The sequence below is a fragment of the Mesorhizobium sp. M1E.F.Ca.ET.063.01.1.1 genome (genome assembly GCF_003998155.1).
GTDB lineage: Bacteria > Pseudomonadota > Alphaproteobacteria > Rhizobiales > Rhizobiaceae > Mesorhizobium.
In genome coordinates this window covers 1-3,683 of record NZ_RZSC01000596.1, presented here as the reverse complement: position 1 = coordinate 3,683, position 3,683 = coordinate 1, and the positions used below count along the sequence as shown (strand labels likewise).

Below are 3,683 nucleotides of genomic sequence, written 5' to 3'. Positions count from 1 at the left end.
ATATTGCTCGAGGCCGGCCATGGCGCCGTGCTCCTATGCGGATTTGCGTTTAGCCGCGGAGGCCTTCGCCCGCACCTTCGATGAAGATTTGCCGGCTTTGCCGCCGCCCTCTGCGTTCAGGCTCTTCTTCAGCGCGTCGAACAGGTTGACGACATTGGACGGCTTCGCCGGCGCTTTGACCTTGGGCGCCTTCTTGCCGGCCTTCTTGGCGCGGATCAGCTCGAGCAGCGCATCCCCGTAACGGTCGTCGAACTTCGAAGGGTCGAACTTCGTCCTCTTCTGGCTGATGATGTGCTCGGCGATATCGATCATCTCGTCATCCGTCCTGGTTGCCTCGATGTCGTCGAACACGGTGCCTGGCTGGCGCACCGTATCGTCGTAGCGCAGTGTCGTCAGCACCATACCCTTGCCGAGCGGCTCGATCACCACGGGGCGCTCGCGTTGGTAGAGCACGATGCGCGCGAGGCCGGCCATCTTCTTTGCCGCCATCGCGTCGCGGATGACGGCAAAAGCCTCTTGCGACACCTTGTCCGCCGGCGAGACATAGTAGGGTGTGTCGAGATAGATCTGCTCGATCGAGGATTTCTCGACGAAGCCGTCCAGGCTCATCGTGTGCGAGGACTCGATCTCAACCGCCTCGATCTCGTCTTCCTCGATATGGACGAAGTCGCCGTCGCTGACCTCGTAGCCCTTGATTTCGTCGCCTTCTTCCAGCGGCTTGCCGGTCTCGGCGTCGACATAGATGCGCTTGACGGTATTGCCGGTCTTGCGGTTGAGGATGCGGAACGAAACCTTCTCGGCATGGGTGACGACGTTGGTCAGCTCGATGCCGCAAGTGACCAGCGACAGTTTCAGATAGCCCTTCCAGGCGGGGCGCGGTGCCATGGCGAACTCCTGCGCGATGCGATCTCAGTCGCAACGGACAGGGGCTCGCTTGGGTTCCGGGCGTGCGCCTTGTCGTTGCATAGCCATCAGGCCGCCAGCAGGTTGATCCTGTTCTCGGCAATCTCGGTGAGCTTGCGGTCGGTGGCCTGCTCTTCCTTAAGGTTCTTGGCCAGCACATTGGCGCAGTCGCTGCGGCCGAGTTGCCTGGCCCAGGCGATCAGCGTGCCGTAGCGTGTGATCTCGTAGTGCTCGACCGCCTGCGCGGACGCGATCAGCGCGGCATCGAGAACCTCCTTGTCGCCGACGTCGCCGCTCACCTCGTCGGCTTCCTCGAGGATGCCGTCGATGGCCGGGCAGTTGATGGCCTTGGCCTTGACGCCATGCAGCTCGAACACCTGCTCGACGCGATCGATATGGCCCCTGGTCTGTTCGAGATGTTTTTCGAAACCGGCCTTCAGCTGCGGGTCGGTCGCCTCGCCGATCATCTTCGGCAGGGTCCGCTCGATCTGCTTTTCGGCATAGTAGATCTCGCGCAGCATATGGATGAAGAGGTCGTCCAGCGTCTTGATGTCTTTCGAAAAGAAACCCATGGCTTTTGCCTTCCCTTGCTTGTGCCGGGTGGGGATTCGAACGGCGGCGCGGCCGCCTTCGTCGGAGCGATCCGCACGGTCGTGAAGGGTCAACGTGCCCCTCCCCGGGCGGGTTCCTGACGTTTTCCGGACGCGCAATGAAATTTCCGGGCGGCGGCCGAACGTGAAACAGAAGCGCGCCCAAGCGACATCGGGACGAAACATATGTGATGCAAAAGTCACACGATCCGAAATCGCGACAAAAGGCGTGGAAAGACCGCGAATCAGCCGCATTCCAGCCACGAAGCAACGACTTTCGGACCAGAAATTAACATGACGTTCACCGACTATTCACGCCTCGACGCTATGCTCTCGGACAATTCGGAAGGGACATCCGAAAACGGGACAGGGACAGGTAAAATGAACTTCTGGAACCACATCGCCGGCTATGCCGCCGCCATTCGCGAATTCGTCGCGCCGACCTATCGGCCCGAGCGCTATTATATGCGCGGCCCAGGTCCGGCCTGCGCGCGCCGCGGCAACACGCTCGGCGTCGGCACGAACTGATCACGATGCCCGACAGCCGCCACAACAGCCGGATCTGCAAGCCGGCCGCCGACAGCCGCGCCACGACCTATCGTGACGAGCGCCCCGCCGTCGCCGACGGCAGGCGTGCGACAACGCCGCGACTTTGACGCCGCCGCCGGCTGGCTTAGTGTCCCCCTGGTTTAGCGTAAGGGAGGCACAAGCAGCCGGGGCCAACATGACCGACCTGCCCGAACCGAAGCGTCCACTTCTCCCAGGCCAAGCTTACGACGCCCGCCAGCCGCTGATCGTCTTCGACGGCGTCTGCGTGTTCTGCTCGGGCTTCGTCCAAATGATCGTCAAGCTCGACCGCGACAAGCGCTTCCGCTTCGCCACGGCGCAATCGCCGTTCGGCGAGGCGTTGTTTCGCAAATACGGCCTGCCGACCGACAATTACGAAACCAACCTGGCCATCATCGACGGCGTGGCCTTCACGAAGCTCGACAGTTTCGTCGCCGTCATGGCGGCGCTCGGCTGGCCCTGGCGCGCGGCGAGGCTGCTGCTCGTCCTGCCGCAGCCGCTGCGCGACTGGCTCTATGACCGCGTCGCGAAAAACCGCTATGCGCTGTTCGGCAGGAAGGACAGCTGCGAGATCCCGTCCGCCGAACTGCGGCAGCGGCTGATCGGCTAAAGCATGTCTCGCGAAAGTGGGAACCGGTTTCGCGACAAAGACATGCATCAGGCCATCGGTGGCGGTTGTCGTCCGCTATCTCGACCGGTCATGGTCCGCAAGGTTCGAGCACGATCGCTGCCGCCGCCGCGCTGCCCAGCTCGCGACAGCCTTTGGCAGTGCACAGCGTCCAGCCTTCCCCGGTCGCGCCGGAGGCTGCCAGCACCAGGCGCGGCTGCGGCCCGATCCGCGGCGTATAGACCCACCAGCCGTCCCTCAGCACCGAGCCCTGTGGCGGCTCCATGCCGGCGCCGGAGCCCTTCACGCGAGCCTCAACGATCCGCAGCCCGGCAGGCGTCACTGTCCAGTCCTCCTGCCAGCGCGTGCGCTCCACCGAATGCGTCCAGGACAGCGTGAAGGCGGCCGTGGCCAGAACCACGGTTTTGCCGGCAGCAAGGATGCAAAGGCTCACGCAGCGTCCCTTGCCGAGGCCTGGCGCGCGCGCCAGCAGTGCCAGCCGATCCACGCAAACGACAACACCCAGCCGGTCTCGTCGGTAAGCGGCAGCGCCGCGACCAGGAGCACGCCGGCAACGAAAGCGACGATGCGCTCCCACCAGGCCATGCGGCGGGCGAGGAAGCCGACGGCGGCGGCGCCCCAGAGCACGATGCCCATGCAGGCCTTGACGACGATGTAGGCGACCTCGACCGGATAGCCGAACGAGGCGGCGATCGGGCCGGCATCCTGCAGCATCAGCGCCGGCGTGTAGACCGCCATGAACGGCACGACAAAACCGGCGATTGCGAGCTTGGTGGCCTGGATGCCGATCTTGAGGCCGCTTTCCCTGGCCATGGGAGCGGCGGCGAAGGCGGCGAGCGCCACCGGCGGGGTCAGATCGGCCATGATGCCGAAATAGAAGACGAACATGTGGCTGACCAGCAACGGCACGCCGAGCGACAGAAGCGCCGGGCCGGCGAGCGAGGAGGTGATGATGTAGTTGGGGATGGTCGGGATGCCCATGCCGAGCACAAGGC

The 3,683-nt window shown here is 64.1% G+C and carries 6 protein-coding genes; 2 read left to right on the top strand and 4 right to left on the bottom strand.

Going from position 1 to position 3,683, the window contains the following annotated elements:
• Positions 1–33: 33 nt before the first annotated feature.
• Positions 34–885, bottom strand: coding sequence for a Ku protein (locus EOA29_RS28825; RefSeq protein WP_126091017.1), 852 nt, complete (start codon positions 883–885; stop codon positions 34–36).
• An 86-nt stretch (positions 886–971) separates the two neighbouring features.
• Positions 972–1,475: a ferritin-like domain-containing protein gene (locus EOA29_RS28820; RefSeq protein WP_127221943.1), complete on the bottom strand. Its 504-nt coding sequence runs from the start codon at positions 1,473–1,475 to the stop codon at positions 972–974.
• A 399-nt stretch (positions 1,476–1,874) separates the two neighbouring features.
• Between EOA29_RS28820 and EOA29_RS28815 the strand changes: the two genes are divergently transcribed.
• Positions 1,875–2,021, top strand: coding sequence for a hypothetical protein (locus tag EOA29_RS28815; RefSeq protein ID WP_126091019.1), 147 nt, complete (start codon positions 1,875–1,877; stop codon positions 2,019–2,021).
• Between the two features lie 196 nt (positions 2,022–2,217).
• Entirely contained in the window at positions 2,218–2,670 is a 453-nt protein-coding gene (locus EOA29_RS28810; RefSeq protein WP_126091020.1) for a DCC1-like thiol-disulfide oxidoreductase family protein, read from the top strand.
• Between the two features lie 88 nt (positions 2,671–2,758).
• Here EOA29_RS28810 and EOA29_RS28805 read toward each other — a convergent pair whose 3' ends face one another.
• Positions 2,759–3,121: a DUF1850 domain-containing protein gene (locus EOA29_RS28805; RefSeq protein ID WP_126091021.1), complete on the bottom strand. Its 363-nt coding sequence runs from the start codon at positions 3,119–3,121 to the stop codon at positions 2,759–2,761.
• Positions 3,118–3,683 (bottom strand): TRAP transporter large permease subunit (locus tag EOA29_RS28800; RefSeq protein WP_127221942.1); only part of this gene is annotated, 566 nt, incomplete at its 5' end. The genes EOA29_RS28800 and EOA29_RS28805, both read right to left, overlap by 4 nt.

Bases quoted from the DNA above. Each gene is read 5' to 3' on its own strand.
- EOA29_RS28820 (WP_127221943.1), bottom strand. From the start codon at position 1,475: ATGGGTTTCTTTTCGAAAGACATCAAGACGCTGGACGACCTCTTCATC.
- EOA29_RS28810 (WP_126091020.1), top strand. From the start codon at position 2,218: ATGACCGACCTGCCCGAACCGAAGCGTCCACTTCTCCCAGGCCAAGCT.
- EOA29_RS28825 (WP_126091017.1), bottom strand. From the start codon at position 885: ATGGCACCGCGCCCCGCCTGGAAGGGCTATCTGAAACTGTCGCTGGTC.
- EOA29_RS28815 (WP_126091019.1), top strand. From the start codon at position 1,875: ATGAACTTCTGGAACCACATCGCCGGCTATGCCGCCGCCATTCGCGAA.